We start from the raw sequence: 26,080 nt of genomic DNA, 5'->3' as shown, positions 1-26,080 counted from the left end.
CGATTTCTTTACAAATTTTCTGTAGAAAAATTCGTTTGTCCGTTTTCGGACGTTCGTTTGAGTACAAAGAGTACGACTAGAAGCTCAGCCAGCATACCAACAGATTGTGCGAGAGCACCGATCAAGCCATTCCAACCAGGTACATTGGAAATCGCGATGAATAAGGTTAACACGGTAACGATAGCATTCGCTGTTTGAGAGAAAACCATGATTTTCGTTTGGCCTCTCAGCATAATAATACCGTTCATGTAATCAAGCCAAGGGAATACAATCGTCATAATCATAAATACACGCATGGCAAGCAAGCTTGCATGCATCAGTTCGGAATTAACACCCATGACATGTGTCATAAACCAAGGTCCGAGAGCTGTATAGGCAAGAATAGCGATGAGTGCTCCTGGAATAAAGCTAAGAACGATGACGAAACGGACGACAGTTCTTGCATCTTTGCGATAGAAATTTAAAACAATTTGATGAATGTAAGAAAAGAAGCTCAAAACCAATTGAGTTAAAGAACCAGCAATCGCATAAGAGGAGATGGCTAAATGAATATGCGTTGTTTTTCCAAGTATGGCATTTATAGAGGGGCCAATGATGACAGCAATGATCGAAGAATATAGAAGTGGCTTATAGAAGCTGAAAATTTGTTGTTTGGTTTCAATCAGATGCTCAGGTGCCTTCTCTGGAATGGCGGTTCGAAGTAAATTAGTTCCTTCCCATATAGCAACCATAGCTTCAATCATCATTCCCACTAAGAAAATAATGGCGCCAACACGGCCGCTAGAAACATTATTTGTAGTAATAAAATATAACGATAACAAATACATAGCGATGATTCGCACACCCATACCAATCGTTAACCATTTGGTTCGCATATTAAAAATAATGATACCGTGAAATAAGCACCGCAGTCCTGAGAAAATGCTTACGTACATTAAGATGCGATATACACTAAGTGTAGTGTCTAATAGCTCACGTTCAACTCCAAAAAAATAAAGAAATACCCACTCACCAACAGGCGTATAACATAAAATGAGACCGATTAGGATGATACACGCGAATACATACGTACTTACTGCTGCCATGGCTCGAAATGAGATGCGGTCTCTTACAAGAGCGGAGCAAGCTTGTCGCAGCAAAACTACGGGTCTTTCGGTTAGGCCAAGTAAACTTAAAGGTAGCGCATAGCTGGCAATGACCACTTCCGGATTATCGGCCCTGGCCAAGGTGCTGTTGATAATAACATGCGAGAGGGTAACTAGTGTTGCTGAAAGGCCTAGGGGGAGGAAGAAGGAGATGAGCTGTTTCCAAGTGATGTTTTCTTTTATTGTCTTAGCGTTCATCCAAATCGCACTCCTTAGAGTTTTGCTTTAGCAAAACTAACTTCGTAAAATTGACTTTCACTAAAAATTCCCTTTTAAAAACGTTATTTAAGTATACCAGAAAATGAAATCAGGTTGACATACAATTTTAACTGGAAACCCAAGGTTTGAAGTGATACATTTAAAGGTAGAATGTTTCTTGAACAAGACGCAGCCGGTTTTTACTGCAAGGAGGTTTAACAGAAGAATGAGCTGCTATTTCCAGTATGATGAAAGACTTGGAATTGAGATTCCCGTGTTAGAAGTAGAGTGGGAGGCTTATCCGCCCAGTGTGCGAGTTGATATTTTATTACATTGGGAACAAATTCGCGGTGCAATACCTGACCGTATAATGAAGCTAGAGACGACGATTATTTACAAACAAAATCAGCTGGACAAGGAAGACGACTTTCCCACATCATGCCGTTTGAATTCCGAAATTGCGGACTTAGCTTCTATCATAAATGATCTTCATCTTTGGTTCCGGGCGAATCAGGAATTGGAATCGAAAACCCACCAATAATGGTTGTCAATGAAGGGAGAATGACTGCATGCATAGCAATAAGGATGGGGATAACTGGCTAGAAGTTATTGCAAAGCCGCTCTTGGAGCATCTGCCTGCTTTATATCCGATTGAAGAATGGGATGGAAGCATGGATGCACGCATTGAAGCGCTTGTCCCAGCTATGATAACCCAAGGCACTTCGGGGCAAGAGTCTTATGGTTTGGCGATTAAAGCGGGTCTTTTTTTACTGAATGAGAGTTTAGATAAATCCCATGATATTGCCCAGGAAATCACGAATGCAACAGGCAGCTACTGGCATGCACTCATGCATCGGATGGAGGGAGACTACAGCAATGCGAAATATTGGTTCAATGATGTCGGTCATCATCCTATTTTCTCTAACTTACTACAATATGTGAGTGAATATTTGACAGTAAAAGACTTAGCGGATTTGGACAATGAAGCCCTTCGTCAGAAGCTTGAAGTGCTTATTACTTCTCCGGAATGGATTCCTTGTGTATTCATCGATATCGTAGAATTACAAGTATCCCTGGTTCAAAATCCTATTGTTGATCAATGGTTGCGGCATATTCAACGATATGAAATGCAGTTATTGTTGCAGTATTGCTATGAACAAAGTTGTGGAGGAAGTCTGCTTGAAGCAATTGGACAAAAGTAGTACAAAGGTTCCACAAGGCCCAATACGATTAATGGTCAGGGTGTACCGATATATTTTACCGGATGTGAGCGATCAGCTTTCCATATGGAAAGCAAAGGCTGAGAATATCCCAGATAGCGAGCTGCGTACTCAAGCACTGGCCAGCATCGCAACGAAACAATTTCATTGTCAAGGTGGCGCTGTTTATGCGGCTGCTAATTTGTCGATGCGTCATGTACTCATCCCGCTTATTGTTGCGTTTCAAACGATTAGCGATTATTTAGATAATCTCTGTGATCGCAGCACATCCTTGGACCCCCTGGATTTTCGTCAATTGCACCTATCCATGTTGGATGCTGTTGATCCTTCTAAGCCTTTGAACGATTACTATGCATACAGACAAGAAAAAGAGGACGGAAACTATTTAACAGAACTCGTCCAAAAGTGTCAGTCTTGTATTAGTCAGCTTCCGTCATATACACAAGTAGCCGATCAGGTGCGAGATTTCGTGGCCTTATACTGTGATTTACAAGTGTACAAGCATATTCGCAAGGATATGCGGGAGCCTGAACTTCATCAGTGGTGGGATCAACATCATCATAGGTACAGCCAAATTTCTTGGAATGAATTTGCTGCAGCCACAGGCTCAACGTTAGGCATGTTTATGCTTTTTCTTGCAGCTTGTGATCCTCATTTGAGTGAAAAACAGGTCGATTCGATACGGGAAGCCTATTTCCCCTATGTGTGTGGACTGCATATTCTACTTGATTATTTAATCGATCAGGAAGAAGATATCTTGGGTGGAGACCTGAACTTTTGCAGTTATTATGAATCTATGGAAGCAACCGTTGAGAGAATTGCCTTTATCGTGCAAGAGGCTCGCAGTAAAATTTTGTTCTTGGAACATCCGCGATTTCATCGTATGATAATCGAAGGTTTGCTTGCGCTCTATTTGTCAGATCCCAAGGTCAACGGCCAACACCAAGTGAAGAAAATATCGAAGCGTCTTATGAAAAATAGTCCATTAACCCGGTTATTTTTCTGGCTAAATAGCATGTATATCCGTACGTCATCTTGAATGACATTCAGAAGAATTTGAAGGAGGAAATGAAATGTCAGCAGTAAAATCAATTGCCGTTCTAACAAGTGGCGGAGACTCTCAGGGAATGAACGCGGCCGTCCGTGCGGTTGTAAGAAGCGCATTATTCCATGGTCTCGAAGTCTATGCCGTACAACGTGGTTACCATGGTCTAATTAACGATGATATTCGCCAAATGGATTTGCGCAGCGTTGGAGATATCATTCAACGTGGGGGAACCATTCTGCAAACGGCTCGTTGTAAAGAGTTTTTAACGCTAGAAGGCCAACAAATTGCAGCGGAAAACTTACGTAAGCGCGGCATCGATGGACTAGTCGTAATTGGTGGAGATGGATCTTATCAAGGTGCTAATAAGTTAAGCAAGTTGGGCATCAAAACGATGGGTCTGCCTGGTACAATTGACAATGACATCCCATTCACAGACTTTACGATCGGTTTTGATACAGCAGTAAGCATTGTTGTAGATGCGATCAACAAGCTTCGTGATACGATGACGTCGCATGAACGTTCATCCGTCGTAGAAGTCATGGGACGTCACTGCGGTGAGATTGCTCTTTACGCTGGACTCGCTAGTGGGGCGGAAACGATTATCGTTCCTGAAGTTGAGGTCGACATTAATGAAGTGGCTAACCGTATGAAGGATAACTTCGCCCATGGCAAACGTCACAGTATTATTCTCGTCGCTGAAGGTGCGGGAACTGGGGACGGTATTGCTAAGCAAATTACAGAGGTTGTCGGTATTGAGCCTCGTGTAACAGTTCTTGGCCATATTCAACGCGGCGGAGCTCCTACGCATAATGACCGAATCCTGGCAAGCCGTCTCGGTGATTTCGCTGTACGTAAGCTCATGGAAGGCGATTCTTCCAAAGCATGCGGTGTGATCAAAGGGGAATTAGTAGCTACCGATATTGATTTAGTTGTCAATACGAAGCGTCCTTTTAATACAGAACTTTATGAATTGGCAAGTCGTTTATCCCAGTAGGTCTACATTGGAACAAATGCTATTGACCTGTATCATATCTTCGTTTATAATTTCGAACAAATACAAAGCGACATTAGGTCTGTGAAGAGCATCCAACTCGGAGACGTTCATGATCGGTAAGGCGCAGGATACTTCGCTTTACTCTAAATAAACCGGCACCGCCCGTTATCGCGGAACCAAGCGGATGATGACATATTGAATGTCATCATCAAGTTGGGTGGCACCGCGAGCAGAACGCTCCTCGTCCCAATCGGACAGGGGCGTTCTTTGTCTTTTTCCCATAATAGAAAAGGAAGCGGTGAGCGGTATGTTGGATATCAAATGGATTCGAATGCATCAGGATCAAGTGAAGGAAGCGGCTCATAATAAAGGTGTAGAATGTCCCCTGGATGAGCTGCTTGAGGTAGATGAGAAGAAAAGGCTGCTGCATCAACAAGTGGATCAGCTGCGTACGGAACGCAATCGAGCATCAGCTCAGATTGCGCAGTGTATGGCTGGTCAGAAAAAGGGAGAAGCCGAGGCTTTGAAAGATCAGGTCCGCGGCTGGAACCGAACATTAACGGAGTACGAAGCGGGGCTTGCGGAACTGGAGGAGCGGTTCAATGAGCTAATGTTAACTGTACCGAATCTGGTTTCACCTGAAACTCCAATCGGGGTTACCGATGCAGATAATGTTGTACGAAAACTAGTGGGTCAGCCAACCTCGTTTGAATTTGTGCCTCGTGATCATATGCAAATCGGTGAGGAGTTGGATTTATTCGATTTCCCCCGCGGAGTGAAGGTGGCTGGAAGCCGGAATTACTACCTCAAGGGGATGGGGCTATACTTACACAGAGCTGTTCAACAGCTTGCTCTTGATCTGCTTTCAGACCGAGGGTTCACGGTAATGGATGTCCCTCTGATGGTGCGGGAAGAGACGCTGCAGAATGCGGGCTTCTTCCCCGCTGGGAAGGACCAGACCTATGAATTGCAGGATGAACATAAATGGTTAGTCGGCACATCGGAAGGTCCATTGGTTTCATATTATGCGGATGAAATGATAGATTTATCGAAGGGGCCGATACAACTGGCAGCGGTATCAAATTGTTTCCGTAAAGAAGCCGGTTCGGCGGGTAGAGATGTACGAGGATTATATCGTGTGCATCAATTTGCCAAAGTAGAGCAGGTAATTCTTTGTGAGAATGATCCTATCATTGCTGAACAAATGTTGGATCAAATTACACAGAATGCCGAAGATATTCTAGATTTACTTGAACTTCCTTATCGTGTTGTTGCTGTATGTACGGGAGATATGGGTGCCAAAAACTACAAGCAGTATGACATTGAGACATGGATGCCAAGCCGGAATAGCTATGGCGAAACGCACTCGTCGTCAAGCCTTCTTGACTTTCAGGCTCGCCGCAGCGGATTACGTTATAGGGATAAGAACGGTGAGCTGCGTTATTGCTATACCCTTAATAATACGGCTGTAGCCACACCTAGAATTCTAATTCCATTACTTGAGAATCATCAGCAAGCAGATGGTTCAATATATCTGCCAGCAGCTCTGAGACCTTATATGAGAGGGCTTGCTGCCATCCCGAATAAATAAAATAACGCCCCCCATCCCTAGGAGTTCAACTTTGGGATGGGGGGCGTTATCATATGTTAATAACCTTCTGTTAAATCAACGACATTCATCATCTCGGTGCCATCTAGAATAGCTCTCATATTATGGTAGAAAATGGTGGAAACTCGCTCCGTGTAGTGAGCGGAAGATCCAGCGATATGCGGAGTTAGGATAACATTATCCATGTTCCATAGGGGAGAAGTTGCAGGTAAAGGCTCCTGCTCAAAAACATCGAGTGCAGCACCTGCCAGTTTGCCTTCTTGCAGCGCATGGATCAAATCCTCTTCCTCAATGACATCACCACGAGCCAAATTGATTAAGAAAGCACTTGGTTTCATTAAGCGAAGATGTTCTTTGGTCAAGAAGCCTCGCGTTTTAGCTGTGCTAGGTAGTAGAAGGACGACGAAATCACTTTGTGAAAGCAAAGTCGTCAAACCTTCTTCTCCGCTGACCGTCGAATCGAAAGCAGGATGAGGCGAACCGGAACGATTCAAACCAATGACAGTCATATCAAAGGCCTTAGCTTTGCGAGCAACTGCTTCACCGATTGCACCAGCACCAATAATGCCAATCGTTTTACCGTAAAGCTCATCAAAACTGACTTTATTGTCCCATATTTTACTTTGCTGACGCTCATGGAGAAGATTCGCTTTACGAACCCACTGCAGCATGAGACTTAGCGTAAATTCACTCATCTGGATCGTATGTACCCCACGGGCATTGGTTAGTATGACATTTCGTTCTGCCAATTCTTGCAGCGGGAGTTTATCAACGCCGGCAGATATGGTTTGCATCCATTTCAGCTTGGTCGCTTGCTTGAGGGTGTCCGGATTCAGGCGGCCAGCCGTGATAATGACATCTGCATCTGCAATGTGTTCTCCAGCTTCACTTGAAGATTTAAACCAATGAAATTGGCAGCGTTCCTTCAAGTCTTGCGGCATCTGCTTTTGCATGGAAGTCAAATCCATCCCAGTTATGGCGACAATATTCATTGCATTTCAACTCCTTTAATGTCAGTGAGAAAATGTAAGTCCAATCCTATAAGTTTCTTTGATTGTACATAACTCTAGTCATTCTGGTAACATAAATCCTGATTACATGATAAATCAAACCGAAAACGAAAGTAAACACCCCGAGAGCTCTTAATGCCCTCAGGGTGTCTCTATGTTAGTATTTCACATCAGGTGTGTAGTTGTTATTGGCGTTCCAAAGGAGGAACTCATTCACGCCGTTTTCCTTCAATGCACGTATTTGTTCTTCCACTTCATGCTTACCGTACTTGATATAACCAGGCACCCAAGAAGCAGTGAAATCTTGAATCCAAGGTCGAACAATCGGCTTCCAACCTTTCTTATCAATGGCTTCCAGCTTCTTGGTTGTGTCCTTAGATGCTCCATCGATAGTGACAAAAGGTGCTGCATCCGGTACTTTGGAGCCAAACCAGCCTGTGCTGTAATGACTTGGATAAATCATGGGAGCGATGACATCGACATTTTGAGAGATTTTCTCGAAATCTTGACCAATGCCTTCGGCTGCCGGAACAGAGGCCGCATAACCAAAAATATCAACAGATACACGAACACCAAGCGGCTGCAATTGTTCTTTGGCATATTTGACGAAGGAAGCAACTGCATCAATACGTGAACGTTCATCCTTGGTATACTTGAGAATGTCAGCTCTTTTCTCGAAACCTTCCGGGAATCGGACGTAGTCGAATTGAATTTCTTTAAATCCAGCTTTTACGGCTTCTTTAGCAACGGCGATATTGTAATCCCATACTTCTTTGTTATACGGATTTACGAAGCTGTCCGGCGGGTTTTTACCGTTGCCCCACAGTGTTCCATCTGGATTGACGAAAGACCATTCTGGTTTCTTCTTGGCAAGAACCGTGTCCTTGAATACAACGATACGGCCAATTGGATAAATATGATGTTCGCTCAAGGTACTCATTAAACCAGGCATATTACCTATTATTTTCTGTGTCGTGCCCATCGCCTCAAGCTCTGCGTTCCCTGTTTGCCAAGTGATGTAACCCCAATCATCCTTAACATCGATAACCATTGAGTTAAGTTCCGTGTCGTCCAGCAGCTTTACAAGTGTGTTTAGGCGTGAACCTCCAGCGCTATGGGCTGTTGCGTAAATACCTTTAACAACAGGTGCATCCTTCTGTGGGTCCTGTTTGTTAACTGGAGCGAGTGGATCCATCTCTTGGGACGGATTGGGTTGAACAATTGCAACAGCATTCTTCGCATTCAGAGAAGCTTGTACAAGCTGTTCAAAAGTAGCATCCGGGTTAGCGGCCGTTACATTGCCCCAGATTAGGGCAAGTGAAGCAAGTAATATTTCCATGATGTATAAGTCCTCTCCAATCTTTGTTTCTAGCTTTTATTATAAAGCAAGCGGGAAACTACGCACAGAGGAAATTTGTAGAGGTTTGTAGAAAGAGGGTTATCATTGTTGAAACTTGATAAACAGATTATTTCATTATCTGGCGTTAATTTTTTTTACTATGCATCTAGTGCCATTTTATTGCCCTATTTACCTTTATATTTGCAAAGTAAGGGCTATTCAGCTAGCGAGATTGGACTCTTAATGATGATAGGTCCCTTCATCTCCATATTCGCACAGCCGTTCTGGGGTTATGTCAGCGACCGATTCAACTCCGTGAGGAATATCGTATTTTTACTTTGGAGTCTTTCCTTACTAGGAAGTTTAGGCTTGTTTTTAACAAAAGGCTTCGGGCTTACACTTGGATTTATTTTAATGCTTTATTTCTTCTTGCTGCCATCCATTCCACTCATCGACAATTTGGTTGTCAAATCAACGGCGCAGCGTGGGATGTCGTATGGATCCGTCCGATTATGGGGTTCTATCGGATTCTCGGGTGTTGCTCTAATTTCAGGTCTCTTACTCGAAGAATTAGGTGGGGTAGCGAACATACCTTATTTTTATTGGGCGTTATGGATCTTCCCATTTCTACTGCTTGCTTTTATCAAAGACGAGAAAGGCAGCGGACAGCGAATAACATTAAGTACGATTGGTACTATTTTCAAAAATAAAAACTTCTTATGGTTTATGGTCATGGTTCTGATGATATCCATTCCACATCGAATGAACGATGCACTATTAGGATTATATCTGAATAAATTAGGTGCTACGGACTCTATGGTCAGCTGGGCATGGGCCATTGCGGCCTGTACGGAAATTCCGGTATTTGCCTATATCAATCGGTACATACATCGATATCATGAACTGACCATCTTAGGCCTCGTTTCGGTCTTATATACGATACGTTGGATACTCTACACGTTCTTCAGCGATCCATGGGTGCTTATTGGTTTGCAGACGACACATATGGTCACCTTTGCTGTTCTGTGGATCGTTGCTGTACAGTATGTCGTACGCCTTCTTCCGGAGCAATTTGGCTCAACGGGGCAGTCCATTCTTGCGATGGTGTTCATGGGGCTTGCAGGCATTATCGGAGGTTCAGTCGGCGGTTGGTTGAGTGAGCAGTGGGGGGGCGCAAGCATGTATGTGTTTGCATCCGTCATGTCGGCCATAGCAGCAGGTATGTTCTTCGCTACTCAAGTCGTAATGCGTAGAAGAAGCTAGACGTAAAAAAACACCCGGTAGCAAATTTAGCCGGGTGTTTGGACTTATTTCTGAACTTGTCCTGATTCGGTTTTCGTGACTTCTGCAGGATTAATCTCTTTACGAACCGGTGCAGGCTGATCATCAGTAGTTATATTGCCGCCATTTCCATTCGTTGCATCTTTAAATTCACGAAACATTTTGCCAAAACCTCTGCCAAGTTCAGGCAGTTTATTAGGCCCAAACAAAAGAAGGGCAACAATTGCGATTAAGATGATGTGCCAAGGAGATAATGCTCCCATTCCAGACACCTCCATTAGTTTATCTTAGTTCTAGTATACCATGATCTTATCATAACCTATATACCCTAATTATTACAAACTCAATAACATTCATTGAATAAAGCGATAGGTAACCAGAAAAAGACGCCCCTTAATGATAAAGGGCGTCTTTATGATGTTCCGTAATGCTGAACTGAATAATTTCCATGACATCTTCTGCTTCGAGCGCCTCAATGCCAAACCGGAGGACGATCTCGGAGTCCAGCTCATAGCTGGTTAAGAAGGGGTACAACTCGGGTGTTAATTTCATTACAATCCTGGATAATTTGACTGTCTCCACAAGCATCACCCTTCCAATCAAAAGATTAGAATAAGAACTACGCCTGAACCACTCACGATGAAAACCAGAACTATATGAAATTATTATCATTATAACACAATTCAACTTGGAATAAAGAGGCGGATTGCACGATTACTCACTTAAGCTTGCGGAATTCCCCGACGACACCAACGGTTTCAACGATATTCACGAATGCTTTCGGGTCTATCTTCTTAATAATTCGCTTTAATTCTACGAGTTCATAGCGTGTAGTGACGGTCATTAACATATCATGCTGCTGTTTCGTATAAGCGCCTTCTGTCTTAACTAAAGTAACACCTCTAGGCAGTTGAAGCAGCTCGTTAATCAACTCATCCTTTTGCTTCGTTACAATGAAGGCGGTCACCTTGACGTGGCGAATATGTATGGTATCGACGACTTTCCCGCTAATATAGATGGCCAGCATCGAGTAGAGAGCAAGGTCCCAATTTTGCTTGAAATAGCCAAGTGCAACAATAACAACGCCGTTCATTGATGAAAGAATGGTGCCAAGAGGGAAATCAAATTTTCGCGTCAAAATCAAACCGACGATATCAAAGCCTCCACTTGAGCCGCCTATTCTTAAGGTGATACCGCTTCCTATACCAATGAGTACGCCTCCAAAGACTGCACCAAGAATGGGCTCCTGCGCGACATAGCTTGTTGGTATAACTTGCATCAACCATACCGTTAATATGACCGACGCTACACTGATCATAATAAATCTGCGTCCAATTGAAACCAATCCCCAAATCATCAATGGCAGGTTAAACAATAAATACAAGAAACCAATGTTAAAATTCGTAAAATAACCAATAATCATGGCAAATCCAGAAACCCCGCCGCTAAGCAGTTGGTGAGGAATGAGGAACATGTTGAAGCCAACCGCGACAAGCAGTGCGCCAACTAGAATTATGAATGCATCTAGCGCCTTTTTCAAAAAAAATCACCTCTAAAATAGTATGCAGCATAAAGCAAGTATAATTCATTCTTCTAAAACTTCAATCATAATTTACCTTAGTTCAATTAAGTGGATTTTAATGAAAAATAAGTTAATTCTTTATTAAAATGAAAAAAAGCTGTATCCAATTCATGGACATCAGCTTTATAGAGAATAAATAATCAGCGTCTTTTGAAAGAGCCTGTCTTTTTAGAAGTGCTTGGCTTACTGGTTGAAGGTTTCGTTACCTTATTTGTAGTGGAACCGTCGTTTTTACGTGTTGTGGAGCTGCTTCCTGAATTTGGCGTGCCTGTACCTGTCTTGAAACTGCCCGTTCGATCTGACGTTGTTGGTTGCTTATCCTTCGATACATCCGTTGTTGGTGTAGTCGCCTTACCGCTACCTGCATTATAAGTCGGTGTCCGAGTGTAGCCTCTATAGTCGTCGTAAGGCCGTTTATTATTAAACCATCCCCCACCAAATAAGGATTGAAGCAGGGTGGCTGTCAAATAACCTTGCAGGAAAGAGGAGTCGTAATGTGATTTGGCATATTCAATACTATCGATCTGAACAAGTGAGTTTTTACTTTCACTGGGATCCTTTTGGACGTTAATAACCTTATCATTATAAACAAGGAACATTTGATCGTCAGATTCCTTGCTCTTTTCCTTCGGTGACTCTTTGGCTGCTATTTCTGCTGCTACAGCTGGAACGCTTTTGTTTTCGACTAAATAAACCTTGGAGAGATTGCTCCCTTTGCCGTCAACGCTGACTAACGGATACTGATCTTTGATATAACGTCCGGCATCAGCGCCACACGCGGTAAGAAGGGCGATGATCAATAAGAAAGAAACCCATGAAGTCCATCTTTTCACTTTTCAGTAATCCCTCCTTTCCAAACATTACTAATGATAACATAGGTTGTCTAGGGCGTCGATTTCAAAAATTTGATCTGATTGCCCGGCGTGCGCTCTCCTTCAAGAGCAATAAACTTGCCGTCCTGCCATTGGAGGAAGAAGAATCTACGGTCCGGACCAAAATATCTCCAAAAGAGACAATCGTCTCCGCTGCGGAAGTCGGTGTTTCCTTCCGTCCGAGTGACATCATTGCGATGAAATTCCAAGTCGAAGGTAACATCTTCGTCAAGCTCCAAACGAGTAGGGACATCATTCGGATCATCGAGTGCACCTTCGACAAAGCTGCAAAGGAAACAGTCGTAGGTTCGCCCTTTTTCCACAATCAAACACTGAATATTTTTGCCGCTTTGTAAATAATAAGCGTAACGATGTGGAGCAAACCCGCGGTCAAAATAAATGACCTTGCCGGAAACAACATACTCTTCTAAATCTACATTAACAATATCCCCAACTCGGGCATCTTCAAGTGGATTACCTATAGGTGTTGTTGTTGGTTCTTGTTTTTGACTGCGCAGGATGCTGCTAACTCGTTTAAATATGGACATTGAAAACTCTCCTCTATTCCGTTTATTGTTCTACCTTGTAATACGTTTAGCTTATGCGTTAGGTTTCGTTCTCATTATGTAAGACGCTACTGGAAATGTGTGTATGACTTGTGCTATAATATTTTAGATGTTCTTAAGGGCGGCCAGTTGGATCATGGAAGATGTTAAATCAAAAGTGTATTCCACCAATAAAACTATAGACACGGATAGGAAGTCGTACTTAAGGGTAAAAAAGATACAAGGCATTAGCCTGCCCTGTACAAAAGGAGATTGAATATATTTGAAAACATTTCAGGAGTTTGGTTTAGAGCCGGCGATTTTACGCGCTGTTACGGAGATGGGTTTTGAAGAATCCACACCAATCCAAGAAAAAACGATTCCATTGGCCATGGAAGGCCGGGATTTGATTGGTCAAGCACAAACAGGAACTGGTAAAACAGCTGCTTTCGGTATTCCGCTTATTCACAAAATCAATACAAAAGAAGAGCGCATTTCTGCTCTTATCATGTGTCCTACACGGGAACTTGCCATTCAGGTTGCGGAAGAGATTGAGAAACTCGGTCGTTTCAAAGGCATTCGTTCCTTACCCATCTATGGTGGACAGGATATCGTTAAACAAATTCGTGCTTTGAAGAAAAAACCGCAAATCATTATCGGTACACCGGGACGTCTACTTGACCACATTAACCGTAAAACAATCAAATTAGACGATGTACAAACAGTGGTTCTGGATGAAGCAGATGAAATGCTTGACATGGGCTTCATGGATGATATCCAATCCATTTTGAAATTGGTTCCAGAAGAGCGTCACACGATGTTGTTCTCTGCAACAATGCCAACGAATATTCAGAAATTGGCACAACAGTTTCTTCGTAACCCTGAGCATGTATCGGTTATCCCGAAACAAGTTAGTGCACCTTTGATTGACCAAGCTTATATCGAATTGCACGAAAAACAAAAATTCGAAGCGCTTAGCCGTTTGATCGACATGGAAGCTCCAGATCTTGCCATCATCTTCGGCCGTACTAAACGTCGGGTTGATGAATTGGCAGAAGCTCTTCAAAAAAGAGGCTATGCAGCTGAAGGTCTTCATGGTGACTTGTCCCAAAATCAACGTGATAACGTAATGAGAAAATTCCGTGACGGCAGCATTGATGTACTAGTAGCGACAGACGTTGCTGCGCGTGGTCTAGATGTATCCGGCGTTACTCATGTCATTAACTTTGACCTTCCGCAAGATCCAGAAAGCTATGTTCACCGTATCGGTCGTACAGGCCGCGCTGGTAAAGAAGGCACAGCATGGACCTTCGTAACACCTAGAGAGATCGATCACCTGCACTTTATTGAGAAAGTTACTCGTCACAAAATTAACAAAAAACCATTACCTAGCTTGGCTGAAGCCATTGAAGGTAAACAAAAAATGACAGCTGAGCGTATCCTTGATGTGCTTCAAAATGATACACAAGCAGAATTCAAAGGCTTAGCTATTCAAATGTTAGAACAATATGATTCCGTAAATCTCCTTGCAGCCGCTATGAAGCTTTTGACAGGGGACAAAAAGGAAGCGAATATTGAGTTAACACCTGAAGATCCAATTCGTGCAAGAAAGAAAAAATTCGATGTTCGCAGCTCAGGTAGACGAGTTGGCGGCGGTTATGGTTCAGGATCAGGAGATCGTCGTCAAGGTGGCGGATACAGCTCCGGTGCTGGTTCCAGCAGCTCGAACTCCCGTTACCCGCGTAAAGATAGCAGAGATTATGGTTCAAACAGAGAAGGTGGAAGCAGTTCATCTTCCAGAAACCGTGAGTACGGAAGCAACAACTCCGGGAACCGCGATCGTTCCAGAGCTCCTCGTAAGAGCGAAGATACACTAGTGAATAAATAAGGGTTAAACCCCAAAAAAGAAAGGCGGAGATCCAGAAGGATCTTCGCCTTTTTAGCATGGGTATATGATTTAGATTACAAAAGAGCTAGTGATGATAACGAGCAGGATGAAGAGAACCAAAATGGCACCTGCGGATGTTCCAACTGGATGAGACATTGTATCAACCTCCTGGTTAATGATTTGGGGGTAATGCTTATTGACAATACTATACTATGTAAAAGAACCTAGAACGACTAGACGTCTACCTATATGTTCAAAAATAGGCTATAATTAAACCAATGAAAAAGTAAGACAACTTATGATGAATGCGTTTTAACAATCAACGTAGAAAGTTTCCCGAAGGAAACGCTAAGGAGGAAGCAGTTTTGGAGTTTAGAGGAGTTATGGGAGGACTGTACAGAATATCGGAGTGGATTATGCGTTTGTCGGTTATTAATCTGCTTTGGATGCTATGTTCGATTCCGGTTTTCTTTTTTGCTTTTATGGGCTTGGTGAGTCCATCCGTTGATGCATTGAAGGCATCGCTACCCATTATCGCCATTTTGGCACCGTTTACTTTATTTCCTGCAACTTCCGCGATGTTTGCTGTAGCTCGGAAATGGGTTACAGGTGAAGAAGATGTACCACTCTTGAAAACTTTTTTTCGTGGATATAAAGAAAACTACGTACAGAGCATGGTTGGTGGCATTTTCTTCGTTATCATTTTCGTTATCATTGAGGTGAACTACTTCTTTTATTTGAAGCAGGGGAGTTCACTGAAGCTATTGGCTGTATTGTTTATCGCTTTCACGGTCATTATCATCATTTCGTTGTTCAATTTCTTCTCGATTATGGTTCATTTGCATATGAAGGTTTTACAAATTTTGAAGAATGCTGTATTGATTACGATTGGTAATCCAATCAATTCGATTGTTTTGCTGCTTTGTAACGGAGCTATCCTTTACATTTGTTTGACCAAATTTAATTTCTTCCTTGTCGTTTTCTTTATGGGAAGTATTATGGCGACATTCTCTTTCTGGCAGTTTAACCGCAGCTTCACCAAACTCCAAACGAAGCAGCAGGAGTTAGAAGAGAAGGAACAACAGAGGCTGGCTGAAGCGCAAGAAGAGGAAGCGCAAAATGAAGCAGAAGCTATAACTGACGGTGAAGAAGAAAGTAAGTCCGAAGTTAGCTTGCATAAAAAAGATGAGAATGAAAAGACTAGAGACTAAACCTACCAGTTGATAATCAACCGGTACGGCACTATAATAAGAAATACAAAAGAATCCTGCGATGTACGTAACGGTTTTAAGTTGTTTTAAACCAATGACTGTTTCTAGGGAGACCTACATTGAAGTGCGGCTGACATGCCCTCGAAAGGGGACCTCAAATACGCTTCTGCGGACACCCACCTGCGAGAGCGGGTTTGAAGCACAAAAACCGGACGGCATAGGCGGGTTTTTTTGTATTAAAAAGAGGTTGAGCAGGTAGATTCCTGTTCAACCTCTTTTTAATTTTATTATTAATGACCAGCCAAATGACTTAGTTGGTGGAATGTGTGCTGAAGAGTTCCATAAAGACCACGATATATTTGATAGTAGGCGTCATACTGTTTCTGATTATCAGCATTTGGTTCTACACGATCGGTGACTTTAATCCATTTCTCACAGAGAGTAGTTATATCCTCTTGCAGTACGCCTGAAGCGGCCATAATAGCAGCGCCATACGCAGGGCCGTCTGTGGAATTAACAGTGACCACAGGGATACCGAAGATGTCGGCAATCATTTGACGCCAGAACGGACTTCTGGCACCTCCGCCATTCACACGAAGTTCGGTGACTTCAATGCCGGAATCGCGGATTAACTCCAGCGAGTCGCGGAGCCCGAAGGTAATGCCTTCGAGAACGGCACGGGTGAGATGGGCTTTCCCGTGACGTAGGTTGAGACCGATGAAGGCGCCTCGAGCCTTCGGATCGGGGTGCGGCGTCCGCTCCCCGGATAAGTAAGGCAGGAACAGCAAGCCTTCGCTTCCGAGGGGTGCTGTGGCTGCTGCTGACGTCAGGATTTCATAGACGTCTTTGCCTTCCTGCTGCGCACGCTCAAGCTCCTCGTGCGCGAAGTGGTTGCGCCACCACTGGAATGAGCCGCCGGCGGCCAGCATGACCCCCATGCGGTGCCACTTGCCCGGCACACCGTGACAGAAGGAATGAAGCCGATAAGCTTCATCTACTTGGTAGGTGTCGTCGTGAACGAAGACGACACCGGACGTGCCGAGCGCCACAGACGCGATGCCTTGGCGTACGACGCCAACACCGACGGCGCCGCAAGCTTGGTCGCCGCCGCCAGCGACGACCGGCGTGCCTGCGGCTAGGCCGGTTAGACTGGCCGCTTCCGGCAGCAGGTGTCCGGCAACGTCGCCGGACTCATAAAGCGGCGGCAGCCATTCCATAGGAATGTTCAGCCGCTCAGTGACGGTCTGCGACCAGCTGCGGTGGGCGACGTCCAGCAGCAGGGTGCCGCTTGCGTCGGCCATGTCCATGCCGAACGCTCCCGTCAGGCGCAGCCTGACGTAGTCCTTCGGCAGCAGCAGATGCCGAACGCGTGCGTAATGCTCCGGCTCGTGCTGCCGGAGCCAAATGACCTTGGGCGCGGTGAAGCCGGTCAGCGCCCGGTTGCCCGTTAGTCGTCCGAGTTCGGCTTCGCCGACGGTCGACTCGATGTAAGCGCACTGCTCCGCGGTGCGCTGGTCACACCAAAGCAGCGCAGGTCGGATGACCTGCTGCGCCTCGTCAAGGAATACCGACCCGTGCATCTGGCCGGAGAAGCCTATGCCAGCGACGGCTTCGCCAGTGACGCTTGTTTTCTCTAAAAGAGCGCGGATACCCTTGATTGTAGCGTTCCACCAATCCTCTGGATGCTGCTCCGCCCATCCCGGATGAGGCTGCTGAAGCGGATATTCAACGCTATGGCTGCCAATCACCTGACCAGAGTCATCCACAAGGATGCATTTGACCGCAGAAGTTCCTAAATCGATGCCCATGAAATACGACACGAAGATTCCCCCATTGTTAAGTAGTTGTCGTTGAGTAGTTCCCCATATTCTTTGTTTGTTTAATAAATATACAAAGATTAATATTTAATATATTCGCACGAAATAACGGAAATCCTGCTTACGGCGATATTTATTTCCATATTAAATTCATTTCATGCCACTGGATGCCGGCGTGCTGAGAATTTGATGGAGCTGCATAAACAAATCCATTTTTTTCGTAAAATGAAATTAAATGCTCTTCACACATCAAAACAATGCCCTTCAAGCCATCCTTTCTGGCTATTTCGATGATTCGTTGCAGAAGTTCAGTGGCGACACCGCGTCGTTGGTAGGACGGATGCACGGCTATGGTCAAAATACAAAGATATTGTCCATTCTCAGCGGGATGCGTCAATTGTTTGATACTATCATCAGCTAATTCCTTATTATGGATCTTTACGCTATTGGTTACGCCAATAATTTGATGGTTTGGCTCGTTTTCTGCCACAAGAAAATAAGTTCCAAACAGATGCTTTCTCATGTGAAAAGCTTCTATTGTAGCAGCTGCCTCTTTTGAAAAAACAGCAATCTCAATTTCATAAGCCATTTTAACATCATTATCGCTTTCGACGGGCCGAATCAGCATCCTTAACTACCTCCTTGTTAAAACTTTCCTAAGGGAAAAATTTTTTTGTATGCACATGATTGTTTACCTATAGCATAAGATAGGGGCATATAGTATAATTATGAATAAAGTTTCCTTCGAACAACATTATTGGTCTTGCGAAAGATGGAGGTAATCATATGGGTATAGCATATAAAAAACAAGAACAAGAGTCCAATGCATGGAAAGGCAGATCACCAATGCCTAGTCTGCCTGAAGTCCATCAGAGTATGCGCGTACCGAAGAAAGCGGGCTTTTTCCGTAAACTGCTTGCTTTTGTAGGTCCGGGTTATCTCGTAGCTGTTGGGTATATGGATCCGGGAAATTGGGCGACTGATTTAGCAGGCGGATCCAAATTCGGATATACATTGCTTTCTGTTATTTTAATATCAAATTTGATGGCGATTCTGCTGCAAGCTTTGGCTGGCCGCCTAGGGATTGTTACAGGTCGAGACTTAGCGCAAGCTTGTCGGGATCATTATAGTAAACCAGTTTCATTCGGACTATGGGTGTTGTGTGAGTTAGCTATTGCAGCATGTGACTTGGCTGAAGTTATTGGCGCTGCGATTGCCTTACAGCTATTGTTCGGTATGCCGCTTATTTATGGAGTCATTCTTACATCGTTAGATGTTCTATTGGTTCTTATGCTGCAAAAAAAGGGTTTTCGTTATATTGAAGCCATGGTTATTAGTCTCATCGCTCTAATTACTTTTTGCTTCGTGATGGAGCTTATTTTCTCAAGACCCGATTTTGCTGCTGTTGCTGTTGGTTTTATTCCTAAAGCAGAAATTGTAACGAATCCAGCTATGTTATATATTGCCCTTGGTATTCTTGGAGCAACGGTCATGCCTCACAATTTATATTTGCATTCTTCTATCGTACAAACGCGTAAAATCGAGCCGACAGTAGAAGGTAAACGTGAAGCAATTAAATTCGCCACGATAGATTCGACTGTAGCTTTAATGTTGGCCTTGTTCGTCAATGCCGCGATACTCATTCTTTCGGCAGCGGCCTTTCATTCAGCAGGTAAGGAAGTAGCGGAAATACAAGATGCATACCACCTTTTGGGGCCTATGCTGGGCACAGGTATCGCGAGCATTCTATTTGCAGTTGCGCTGCTAGCTTCAGGGCAAAATTCTACACTTACAGGTACATTGGCTGGTCAGATCGTGATGGAGGGCTTTCTTAATATTAGACTCTCTCCTTGGCTGCGCCGATTAATAACACGAATGATCGCTATCGTTCCCGCTGTCATTGTTATTGGTATATATGGAGAGAGCGGCGCTACAGATTTACTCATTCTCAGCCAGGTTATTTTATCCTTGCAACTTTCCTTTGCAGTTATTCCGCTTGTTACATTCACTTCGGACCGAAAGAAGATGGGGGAACTTGTAACGCCAAGGTGGATGATTGCACTAAGTTGGTTTGTGGCTATTTTGATTGCAGGCTTGAATGCATACTTACTTTACGCCACTTTTTTTGGGTAATCAAATAGGGCATGCAAATGGAAAATCGGAGGAGCAGTCCTCCGATTTTTATTTCCCCTCTTTTTCTTAAGCCTAAACAATGGTAAGATAGAGAACAGTGTAGAAATGGCAAGTGGTCTATATGTACTTCATTGAAGGGGGAAAAGGCTTTTGCTTAAGAGAACTTTAATCGGATTACTTCGCAGTCATGAAACGACCGGAGATAAAGCCAAAGATCCTTTGCTTAAAACAAGATATTATAAGCTTCCTAAAGAACAAGTATGGGAAGAAGTTACTGCCGTTCTGAAAAAAACGCCGGGCTATAAACTTCTCCACGAAGTTCAAAACGTAGGTGAAATTCTCGCGGAACGTAAAACAATGACTGGACGAACACAGGATGTTACGTTAACGCTATTTGGGATTAATCCAGTGAAAACCGCGGTAGACATTTATTCAGCATCTCGAGGCTCTATGGGGGATTTGGGTTCCAATTATCGAACTATTATAGATATATATAAGCAATTAGACAGAAAGCTTGCTCCATATAAGATTGAAGGATAACAAAAACAGCAGGGAAGCTAGGCCTCCTTGCTGTTTTATTTTGTGCGTATTAAACTAATTTTTTGACAGCTTCTACAGCTGATTCATAATTAGGGTGAGCCGTCATTTCGCCAAGGTACTCAACGTATTGAACAGTATCATTCGCATCGACGACAAAAATGGAACGCATATCAAGTTGAAGTTCTTTGATCAAAACGCCATACGCTTCGCCGAAGGATTTTGTTTTGTAATCGGACAAAGTAATCACTTTGTCAATACCTGCCGCGCCACACCAGCGGGATTGTGCAAAAGGAAGATCAACACTGATGGTCAGAACAGCAACATTGTCGCCTAGACCTGCTGCTTCTTCATTGAAGCGGCGAGTTTGTGCGTCACAAACGCCTGTATCCAAAGATGGAACAACGCTGATCAGCTTTACTTTACCTGCATAATCTGCGAGGGAAACTTGCGTCATCAAATCTTTGTTAACTGTGAAGTTAGGTGCTTTGTCACCCACTTTAATTTCAGGTCCTACCAAAGTAATCGGATTGCCTTTAATCGTAGCAACGCCAGTACGTTCTTGTGCCATATGAACTGTTTCCTCCTTTATTTTCCATGCCAAATAACAACCTATTTATTATAAGCTTTTTGAACTTAGGTTGTCCAATCGTTGCTGTAAGGCTATAATTTAAAAATGTTTAAGATTTTGTAAGCTCGTAATTATGGAAGAAAAGTCGGGGGATTTATCCAAGTGGAATTAAGACAATTGCAGTACTTTGTTAAAGTAGCAAGAAAGCAGCATGTGACCCAAGCAGCGGAAGAAATGCATGTTGCGCAGTCGGCTGTTAGCCGGCAGATTCATCTTTTGGAGGAAGAGCTGGGCATTAATTTGTTTGTGCAAAAAGGCCGTAATCTTCACCTTACCTCAGTAGGTCATTTATTCTTAAGCCGGGTCGAGGGGATATTGACGGACCTGGAACGAGCTGTTGGCGAAATACATGAATTTCTTGACCCGGAAGCTGGGGAGATTCGTATTGGGTTTCCACATAGTCTGGTCATCAATTTGCTCCCTGCTGTCATTGCAGCCTTTAAAAAAGATCACCCTAATGTTAAATTTAGGCTTCGTCAAGGGACGTATACGTCGTTAATCCGAGATGTCTCTAAGGGAGAAATAGATCTGGCTTTCATTTCGCCATTTCCTGAAACACATGAACATGTTTCAGGTGAAATTTTGTTGACCGAAGAGTTGTATGCGATTATTCCCTCCAACCATATTCTTGCTGATTACACATCCATACGACTGGAGCAGTTAAAGAATGAGCCATTCGTTATGTTTAGTGAAGAATATACGCTGCGTACGATTGTGATGGAGGCTTGCTTGAAAGCGGGCTTCGTTCCGAAGATTGAGTTCGAAGGGGAAGAAACAGATACCATTCGTGGGCTAGTAGCCGCGGGTATGGGGGTCAGCTTGCTTCCTTCCATGGCTTTAATGGAAAACGGCCAAATGCAGCCGGTCAAAATTCGTGTGACTGATCCTGTTGTCACTAGAACTGTTGGTTTAATTTGCCGAAAAAGTGAAAAGCTGCCCTTGGTGGCTGAGGTTTTCAGGCGGTTTCTATGTGATTATTTTCAATGAAAAAAAGCTCATCTTAGGTGTATGAATGACACCTTACAAGATGAGCTTTTTTGTTTAATCGTCACTATTACGGCCATTGAATATCATGATATATTTCAGAAGTTCAAGAACGGAGATTAATGCGGCAGCAACATACGTAAGTGCGGCTGCATTTAATACCTTGGCTACTCCGCGTTCTTCTTCATTAGAGATGAAGCCTTCAGCGATCATTAAATCTCGGGCTCTTGAGCTGGCGTTAAATTCGACAGGCAGTGTTACTAATTGAAAAGCAACAGCAGCTGCGAAGAAGATAATGCCTAGTCCAAGTAACCATGGGATCTGCTGGAACAAGAAACCGGCTAATATGAGCAAGGGAGCTACACCGGAAGCGAAATTAACAACCGGGAACATGTGGTGCCTTGCAACAAGCATAGGATAGTGTACTTGGTGTTGAATGGCATGGCCTACCTCGTGACAGGCGACAGCGACAGCTGATATGGAGCTTTGGTAGTAAACTGGTTCAGATAGACGTACAACTCTGGCTATCGGATCATAGTGATCTGAAAGAGTTCCGGGTACCGCTTCAACAGGGACATCATATAGTCCGTTGGCATCAAGCATGCGTCTTGCTGCCTGAGCACCTGTCATTCCTGAATAAATGGGAACCTCTGACCATTTGTTGAATGTTCCCCGAACTCGAAACGAGGCCCACAACGAAAGTCCGAATGCAATAATAATGAGAAAATCCATGGGATGAAAAAACATTTGACATTCCTCCGTATTTTTGTTACGAGAACGGATTTTTACCTAGAAGAACAATGAGCGCTTCAATACAGGCCGCTGTTGGCTGAGTAAGTATACGGGAAAGCTTCTTCATTTGATTTGGTTTCAACTGTTGGATGATGGGTCCCAACTCTTTAGCTTCTTTCATTAACTGTTCTAAATGAAGTTGGATTGATGTCAGCTTATCTCTCACTGTATCATCTGGGGACACTTTACTCCATTGTTGTAAATTCGCTTTGATTTCCTCTAAGGTATATTTCTCGTTCTTCATAGATTCAATACGTTTAAGTCGAGTCAAAGTTTCATCGCTATAAAGGCGGTAATTGGTATCTGATCTTTTCTCTGGTTCTATCAAGTTCAACTTGGTGTAGTAATCAATGGTTCGAGAACTGACATCGGCAAGTTTGGCTAGTTCTCCGATTTTATAAAGCTTCTCTTTCCCCATAATAAATTCACCTCTACTCCAATGTTATGAATGAGTTCTTCTATATATTAATGATAACTGATTACAAACCGTACAGTCAAACGTAATACTTTTCAAAGCTGACATTGACTTTAGGATAGGAATTGTAACATTTTACTCGATCTATGAGCGAAAACACGAATTATGCCTGTTCGATGTCAGGTTATTTTTCGTTTTTTTCAATTTATTAAAGAAAATCCTATTGTCAAACCCATTTAACCTGTATATAATGACATTAAGAGTTTCATTATATGTTACTTAATATAACATTAAAAGGAAGTGGTCGTATGGTTAAGAAGTTGTTGTTAGCTTTCGGCGTTATGGCATTATTGTTCCCTACTCTTGCATTTGCTGCAGATGAAGCGACAGTACCCCAACTTCAAAGTGCAATCGATGCAGTTTGGGTGATGTTAGCAGCTATTTTGGTCATCTTCATGCAAGCTGGTTTTGCTTTATTAGAAGCGGGGTCTACTCGAATGAAAAATGCCGGTCACGTAGCCGGTAAAACAATTTTAACTTTTGGCTTATGCGCCATCGCTTTCTGGGCTGTAGGTTTCGGTTTTGCCTTCGGTGACGGAAATGCTTTCTTCGGAACGACGGGCTTCTTCGTTACAGGTTTAGAAGATCAAGCGGCAGCGGCATTTGGATCCCTTTCTTTCTCAGATGTACCTATTGGTATTAAATTCTTGTTCCAATTAGCTTTCGCAGGAGTATCCTTAGCGATTGCGTGGGGTGGATTTGCAGAAAGAGCAAAACTTCCAGTTTACTTCATCTTCGGCATTTTGTTTACAGTCGTGATTTATCCAATCGTTGCTCACTGGGTATGGGGCGGCGGCTGGTTGAGCAAGCTTGGTATGCAAGATTTCGCGGGATCAACGGTTGTTCACTTACAAGGTGCAACAGCAGCCCTTGTAGCTACTATCTTGTTAAAACCACGTATTGGCAAATATAATAAAGATAAAACGCCAAACTTGATTCCAGGTCACAACCAAGTATTGTCCGTCCTCGGTGTTATCATTCTTTGGATCGGTTGGTTCGGTTTCAACCCAGGTAGTACACTAAGTGCGATGGGTGATGGGTTCTTTGGTTATATCGCTCTGACAACGAACATGGCTGCTGCGGCAGGCGGGGTTGCGGCTCTCATTATTTCTTGGATGTACTTCGGTAAAGCCGATATTCCTAGCATGTTGAACGGTGTTCTTGCAGCGCTAGTTGCGATTACTGCAGCTTGTGCCTTCGTAGATACTTGGGCAGCTATCGTTATCGGTGCGGTTGCCGGTATTGTTACCTTCTTCACAGCACAATGGTTCGAAAGAGCTGGCATCGACGATCCGATCTATGCTTTCTCTGTTCATGGTATCGCAGGTATTTGGGGGACTCTTTCCACTGGTTTGTTCGCTACACCTGAGCTTTCGGCTAAGGTTGCAGTTGGTGGTCCGGGATTATTCTACGGTGGTGGCTTACATCAGTTAGGTATTCAAGCGCTTGGCGTATTCGGAGCTCTTGCATTCGTACTTGTACTTTCCTTCATTATCTTAGGTATACTGAAAGCTACAATTGGTCTTCGTGTTACAGAAGAAGAAGAAATTATCGGTCTGGATTTGTCTGAACATGGTTCATACGGATATCCGGAACAAATGAAAAAAGCAGCTCAAAACGGCGTGTCCGTTTAATACCACATACACTTTCTACTAGAGCAAAGGGGATGCAACATGAATCATCTCTCAATGGAACAGATCCTGGAACGCATCTATCAATCGGAACAGTTCGATGAGATGCGAATAACCAGAGATCAGGTGCATGAGATGTTTCGGGAGCATCTCCTTTTCTCTCATTCACTTGAAATTGGGCGGAAAATAAATCAAATTCACGATGCCTTTATTCATAGGACGATAGAACTGGCTGAACATATGTTGGAGGATGAAGGGTTCGGAAAACCGCCCGTTCCTTATGCATTTATATTGCTCGGCAGTGGAGGAAGACGTGAACAAACGCTTTGGAGTGATCAAGATAACGGACTTATTTATGAAGAAAGTGAAGATCACACAGATGAAGAATTAGATGACTATTTTATCAAACTTGTAGAATGTATCCTTCGCGGGTTGGATATTTTAGGCTATCCACCATGTGAAGGTAATGTGATCTCGAGCAACAAGCAGTGGCGAAAGCCGATATCCTTGTATATTGAGATGATGACAGCATGGTTTATGGAGCCGGATTGGGAAAATGTTCGCTATTTGCTCATCCTTGCTGATATGCGCTGTATCTTCGGTTCAAAAGCTCTCGTAGATCGGCTCAAAGGTGAGTTTTATGCTTATGTTCAGGAGCATCCGAGTATCTTAAAGTATTTGTTGTCCAACACACTCCATCACAGAATAACACTGGGCGTATTCGGACATTTGATCACGGAGAGATATGGGGAGGATGCAGGCGGGTTTGACATTAAGTATGGCGCCTATATTCCTATTGTAAATGGGATTCGACTTCTTGCTATCCAAGCAGGGATCATGCATTCATCTACGTTGGAGAGAATTAGACTGCTGCAGGAAACCTCTTTCATCCCTAAGCAATTAGCAGTTGAATGGCAGGCAGCTTTTGGAGTTGCGCTTAAGCTTAGAGATTTGACACCTTATCAGCTTGATAATGAGATGTATACAACGAGAGGGAAACTAAACGCAGATCAACTATCCAAAGAGATAAAGCAAGAATTAAAACATTGCTTACGTACAGGGATCGAATTACAAAAGTACGTTAGAAAATCAATCGATTCACACATAGAGACAGAAAAAGGTTAGAAATAACAGGATT

26 protein-coding genes and 1 other RNA gene are annotated in these 26,080 nt (G+C 43.4%); 14 read left to right on the top strand and 13 right to left on the bottom strand.

The features are described from left to right. Positions 1 to 8: 8 nt before the first annotated feature. A complete protein-coding gene (locus NYR53_RS25345) occupies positions 9 to 1,343 on the bottom strand; it encodes a multi antimicrobial extrusion protein MatE (RefSeq protein ID WP_261301894.1) in 1,335 nt (444 codons plus the stop codon). A gap of 226 nt (positions 1,344 to 1,569) precedes the next feature. On the opposite strand from NYR53_RS25345, the gene NYR53_RS25340 reads away from it, so the two are divergent. The 5 genes from NYR53_RS25340 to serS all read left to right on the top strand — a co-directional run bounded on the left by NYR53_RS25340 (position 1,570) and on the right by serS (position 6,196). Next, entirely contained in the window at positions 1,570 to 1,884 is a 315-nt protein-coding gene (locus tag NYR53_RS25340) for a hypothetical protein (RefSeq protein ID WP_261301893.1), read from the top strand. A 28-nt stretch (positions 1,885 to 1,912) separates the two neighbouring features. Then, entirely contained in the window at positions 1,913 to 2,545 is a 633-nt protein-coding gene (locus tag NYR53_RS25335; protein ID WP_261301892.1) for a hypothetical protein, read from the top strand. 31 nt (positions 2,546 to 2,576) lie between these two features. Then, entirely contained in the window at positions 2,577 to 3,602 is a 1,026-nt protein-coding gene (locus NYR53_RS25330) for a tetraprenyl-beta-curcumene synthase family protein (protein WP_261306520.1), read from the top strand. A gap of 34 nt (positions 3,603 to 3,636) precedes the next feature. Next, entirely contained in the window at positions 3,637 to 4,605 is a 969-nt protein-coding gene (pfkA, locus tag NYR53_RS25325; RefSeq protein WP_261301891.1) for a 6-phosphofructokinase, read from the top strand. Positions 4,606 to 4,912: 307 nt separating this feature from the next. Continuing rightward, positions 4,913 to 6,196, top strand: a complete 1,284-nt coding sequence (gene serS / locus NYR53_RS25320; RefSeq protein WP_261306519.1) for a serine--tRNA ligase — start codon at positions 4,913 to 4,915, stop codon at positions 6,194 to 6,196. Between the two features lie 56 nt (positions 6,197 to 6,252). Here serS and NYR53_RS25315 read toward each other — a convergent pair whose 3' ends face one another. Then, positions 6,253 to 7,206, bottom strand: a complete 954-nt coding sequence (locus NYR53_RS25315) for a D-2-hydroxyacid dehydrogenase (protein WP_261301890.1) — start codon at positions 7,204 to 7,206, stop codon at positions 6,253 to 6,255. A 175-nt stretch (positions 7,207 to 7,381) separates the two neighbouring features. Beyond that, the gene (locus NYR53_RS25310; RefSeq protein ID WP_261301889.1) at positions 7,382 to 8,563 is read right to left on the bottom strand and encodes a putative glycoside hydrolase; all 1,182 of its coding nucleotides are present in this window, start codon (positions 8,561 to 8,563) and stop codon (positions 7,382 to 7,384) included. A 105-nt stretch (positions 8,564 to 8,668) separates the two neighbouring features. Here NYR53_RS25310 and NYR53_RS25305 point away from each other — a divergent pair, with 105 nt between their 5' ends. Next, positions 8,669 to 9,826 carry an MFS transporter gene (locus tag NYR53_RS25305; RefSeq protein ID WP_261301888.1) on the top strand — a complete coding sequence of 386 codons (1,158 nt, stop codon included), beginning with the start codon at positions 8,669 to 8,671 and terminating at the stop codon, positions 9,824 to 9,826. Positions 9,827 to 9,870: 44 nt separating this feature from the next. Here the strand turns inward: NYR53_RS25305 and NYR53_RS25300 are convergent, their stop codons facing one another. The 5 genes from NYR53_RS25300 to NYR53_RS25280 all read right to left on the bottom strand — a co-directional run bounded on the left by NYR53_RS25300 (position 9,871) and on the right by NYR53_RS25280 (position 12,846). Then, positions 9,871 to 10,107 (bottom strand): Sec-independent protein translocase subunit TatA/TatB, encoded by a 237-nt coding sequence (locus NYR53_RS25300; RefSeq protein ID WP_261301887.1) that lies wholly within the window; start codon positions 10,105 to 10,107, stop codon positions 9,871 to 9,873. 130 nt (positions 10,108 to 10,237) lie between these two features. Next, entirely contained in the window at positions 10,238 to 10,396 is a 159-nt protein-coding gene (locus NYR53_RS25295; RefSeq protein ID WP_376773748.1) for a hypothetical protein, read from the bottom strand. A 166-nt stretch (positions 10,397 to 10,562) separates the two neighbouring features. Further along, complete coding sequence (locus NYR53_RS25290; RefSeq protein WP_261301886.1) at positions 10,563 to 11,384, bottom strand: YitT family protein; 822 nt, start codon at positions 11,382 to 11,384, stop codon at positions 10,563 to 10,565. Between the two features lie 182 nt (positions 11,385 to 11,566). After that, positions 11,567 to 12,259 carry a DUF4247 domain-containing protein gene (locus tag NYR53_RS25285; RefSeq protein ID WP_261301885.1) on the bottom strand — a complete coding sequence of 231 codons (693 nt, stop codon included), beginning with the start codon at positions 12,257 to 12,259 and terminating at the stop codon, positions 11,567 to 11,569. A gap of 50 nt (positions 12,260 to 12,309) precedes the next feature. Next, positions 12,310 to 12,846 (bottom strand): DUF4178 domain-containing protein, encoded by a 537-nt coding sequence (locus NYR53_RS25280; RefSeq protein ID WP_261301884.1) that lies wholly within the window; start codon positions 12,844 to 12,846, stop codon positions 12,310 to 12,312. Positions 12,847 to 13,126: 280 nt separating this feature from the next. On the opposite strand from NYR53_RS25280, the gene cshA reads away from it, so the two are divergent. The 3 genes from cshA to ssrS all read left to right on the top strand — a co-directional run bounded on the left by cshA (position 13,127) and on the right by ssrS (position 16,174). After that, positions 13,127 to 14,731, top strand: coding sequence for a degradosome RNA helicase CshA (gene cshA / locus NYR53_RS25275; protein ID WP_290428959.1), 1,605 nt, complete (start codon positions 13,127 to 13,129; stop codon positions 14,729 to 14,731). Between the two features lie 365 nt (positions 14,732 to 15,096). After that, positions 15,097 to 15,942 carry a YesL family protein gene (locus NYR53_RS25270; RefSeq protein WP_261301883.1) on the top strand — a complete coding sequence of 282 codons (846 nt, stop codon included), beginning with the start codon at positions 15,097 to 15,099 and terminating at the stop codon, positions 15,940 to 15,942. Positions 15,943 to 15,992: 50 nt separating this feature from the next. Beyond that, positions 15,993 to 16,174, top strand: a non-coding RNA gene (ssrS, locus tag NYR53_RS25265) — 6S RNA. A 58-nt stretch (positions 16,175 to 16,232) separates the two neighbouring features. Here ssrS and xylB read toward each other — a convergent pair. Further along, complete coding sequence (gene xylB / locus NYR53_RS25260) at positions 16,233 to 17,750, bottom strand: xylulokinase (RefSeq protein ID WP_437180198.1); 1,518 nt, start codon at positions 17,748 to 17,750, stop codon at positions 16,233 to 16,235. A 142-nt stretch (positions 17,751 to 17,892) separates the two neighbouring features. Beyond that, the gene (locus tag NYR53_RS25255; RefSeq protein WP_261301881.1) at positions 17,893 to 18,387 is read right to left on the bottom strand and encodes a GNAT family N-acetyltransferase; all 495 of its coding nucleotides are present in this window, start codon (positions 18,385 to 18,387) and stop codon (positions 17,893 to 17,895) included. A 158-nt stretch (positions 18,388 to 18,545) separates the two neighbouring features. On the opposite strand from NYR53_RS25255, the gene NYR53_RS25250 reads away from it, so the two are divergent. Further along, positions 18,546 to 19,892 carry an Nramp family divalent metal transporter gene (locus NYR53_RS25250; protein ID WP_261301880.1) on the top strand — a complete coding sequence of 449 codons (1,347 nt, stop codon included), beginning with the start codon at positions 18,546 to 18,548 and terminating at the stop codon, positions 19,890 to 19,892. A gap of 150 nt (positions 19,893 to 20,042) precedes the next feature. Continuing rightward, complete coding sequence (locus NYR53_RS25245) at positions 20,043 to 20,432, top strand: DUF1499 domain-containing protein (protein ID WP_029193446.1); 390 nt, start codon at positions 20,043 to 20,045, stop codon at positions 20,430 to 20,432. A 49-nt stretch (positions 20,433 to 20,481) separates the two neighbouring features. Here NYR53_RS25245 and tpx read toward each other — a convergent pair whose 3' ends face one another. Beyond that, a complete protein-coding gene (tpx, locus tag NYR53_RS25240) occupies positions 20,482 to 21,000 on the bottom strand; it encodes a thiol peroxidase (RefSeq protein ID WP_047686140.1) in 519 nt (172 codons plus the stop codon). 162 nt (positions 21,001 to 21,162) lie between these two features. Here tpx and gltC point away from each other — a divergent pair, with 162 nt between their 5' ends. Next, entirely contained in the window at positions 21,163 to 22,047 is an 885-nt protein-coding gene (gene gltC / locus NYR53_RS25235; RefSeq protein WP_056827711.1) for a glutamate biosynthesis transcriptional regulator GltC, read from the top strand. A gap of 54 nt (positions 22,048 to 22,101) precedes the next feature. Here the strand turns inward: gltC and NYR53_RS25230 are convergent, their stop codons facing one another. Both NYR53_RS25230 and NYR53_RS25225 read right to left on the bottom strand, forming a co-directional pair. Continuing rightward, the gene (locus NYR53_RS25230; RefSeq protein ID WP_261301879.1) at positions 22,102 to 22,791 is read right to left on the bottom strand and encodes a zinc metallopeptidase; all 690 of its coding nucleotides are present in this window, start codon (positions 22,789 to 22,791) and stop codon (positions 22,102 to 22,104) included. 22 nt (positions 22,792 to 22,813) lie between these two features. Further along, complete coding sequence (locus tag NYR53_RS25225; protein ID WP_029193450.1) at positions 22,814 to 23,254, bottom strand: MerR family transcriptional regulator; 441 nt, start codon at positions 23,252 to 23,254, stop codon at positions 22,814 to 22,816. A 305-nt stretch (positions 23,255 to 23,559) separates the two neighbouring features. On the opposite strand from NYR53_RS25225, the gene NYR53_RS25220 reads away from it, so the two are divergent. Together NYR53_RS25220 and NYR53_RS25215 are read left to right on the top strand one after the other, a co-directional pair. Beyond that, positions 23,560 to 24,945, top strand: coding sequence for an ammonium transporter (locus tag NYR53_RS25220; RefSeq protein ID WP_261301878.1), 1,386 nt, complete (start codon positions 23,560 to 23,562; stop codon positions 24,943 to 24,945). Between the two features lie 39 nt (positions 24,946 to 24,984). Then, positions 24,985 to 26,067, top strand: coding sequence for a DUF294 nucleotidyltransferase-like domain-containing protein (locus NYR53_RS25215; RefSeq protein ID WP_261301877.1), 1,083 nt, complete (start codon positions 24,985 to 24,987; stop codon positions 26,065 to 26,067). The last annotated feature ends 13 nt before the right edge of the window (positions 26,068 to 26,080 follow it).

It is taken from the genome of Paenibacillus andongensis (genome assembly GCF_025369935.1).
Lineage (GTDB): Bacteria > Bacillota > Bacilli > Paenibacillales > NBRC-103111 > Paenibacillus_E > Paenibacillus_E andongensis.
Note: the sequence above shows the minus strand (reverse complement) of the source record. Positions and strands in the feature narration are given on the sequence as shown.